Below are 1,510 nucleotides of genomic sequence, written 5' to 3' on the forward strand. Positions count from 1 at the left end.
TGCAGGTGCCCCCCCAACTGATGGGGTTGGCTTCGAGGGTATGGACTTCGGGCAGTACGGGAGCTTTGACGAGTTTATTAACGAACTACTGGGTCGCTTTGGGCAGGGTGGTAGTACCAGACGACGGGTCTATACTTATCGGACAACAACAGGGCCAGAGGGATTTCGAGAGTCTGTGGAGTTTGGCGATGACCCGTTCAGTCGCTTCGTGGACATGCCCGCTCAGGATAGCGAAGCGGCGATCGCCCTCACCTTTTCCGAAGCTTTTCATGGCACCCAAAAACGGCTACAAATTGGCGATGAAACAATTACCGTACGCATTCCACCCGGTGCTAAGTCCGGTAGCCGCATCCGGGTCAAAGGTAAGGGACAGATCAGTCCCTTTAGTCAGCAACGGGGAGATTTATATCTCACCATTGAGTTACTCCCCCATTCGTTCTACAGATTTGAGGGTAACAATCTAATCTGTGAAATACCCATCAGTCCAGAGGAAGCTGTGCTCGGCGCTCAAATAGAGGTTCCGACCCCTGATGGCAACGTCACCATGACAGTGCCACCCAGTGTAGACTCTGGGCAAACCCTGAGATTGCGGGGCAAAGGCTGGCGCGATCCCAAGGGCAACCGAACGGATTTGTTGGTACGGCTGAAAATTGTCACCCCCAAAGATCTCGGCACTCAAGAGAAAGAATGCTATGAAAAGTTGCGCCAAGTCAGCAATTTTAATCCTCGCAAAGCCATTGCGGAGGTGCACCTATGACCCCTAGCTTTGAATTATCTCGTATTGTCTGGTCAAATACAGGCGATCGCCTCTACAGTTTCGAGCAGGCTGCCTACTTCACTCAAACCTCAGTGCCGCTAATTGAGCGGTTTGTCACCCTAGGGCTGGTCGAACCCACAGGCACCATGCTCCGCCGCCAGGATCTCGTCCGTGTGGTGCAGATTCAGCGCCTGCGCCGTGATTTAGGATTAAACTTGATTGGTGCTGCTATGGTACTGGACATGGCCGCTGAAATTGCCCAACTCAAGGCGCAACTGCGGGCCTATCGTACCAGAGGTGAATACTAGCTCTTATTGAGCATGTCCTAGTAGCCCTTACTGGGCAACAGCATGAAACCGCAAACCGCCTGATCGAGACTGTTAACCAACTGCTCAACATCCAAGCTTGAGCACCTAGACAATCAGCAAAAATCCGTAAGCAGGATGGCCAGTCGGCGTTGTTGGGTGAGTAGTTACAAAAAGTTCATTTGTGGAGGGTAGAGATAGATATGTTCAACGTTGTTCGTCGGAGTCAAATGGTTGGATTAATGGCAATGGATGGCAGCACAGCTACTCGGCTTGGTGGTGTTGAAGAAGTTTGGATAGACGATCGTGGACGAGTCGTTTGCTTTGCCAGTAGCGCTGGTTATACCCCTCTAGAGCAAGTATCCATCGTGGGGCCAGATGCCGTCCTTACCTACTCTAGCCTGGTAATGGAACCGCCAACATCACTACGTCGGTTGTATCGTATGGC

The 1,510-nt window shown here is 51.8% G+C and carries 3 protein-coding genes; all 3 read left to right on the forward strand.

Annotated elements, in window-relative coordinates; all coding sequences use genetic code 11:
* A partial coding sequence (locus NZ772_18780) for an HSP40/DnaJ peptide-binding protein (GenBank protein MCS6815603.1) occupies window positions 1-757 on the forward strand: 757 nt, incomplete at its 5' end.
* Entirely contained in the window at window positions 754-1,065 is a 312-nt protein-coding gene (locus NZ772_18785; protein ID MCS6815604.1) for a chaperone modulator CbpM, read from the forward strand. The genes NZ772_18780 and NZ772_18785, both read left to right, overlap by 4 nt.
* 200 nt (window positions 1,066-1,265) lie before the next feature.
* A partial coding sequence (locus tag NZ772_18790) for a photosystem reaction center subunit H (GenBank protein ID MCS6815605.1) occupies window positions 1,266-1,510 on the forward strand: 245 nt, incomplete at its 3' end.

This window comes from Cyanobacteriota bacterium (assembly GCA_025054735.1).
In the GTDB taxonomy this organism is placed as follows: Bacteria; Cyanobacteriota; Cyanobacteriia; order SKYG9; family SKYG9; genus SKYG9.

Coding starts and splice junctions, on each gene's coding strand:
- NZ772_18785 (MCS6815604.1), top strand. CDS start 754: ATGACCCCTAGCTTTGAATTATCTCGTATTGTCTGGTCAAATACAGGC.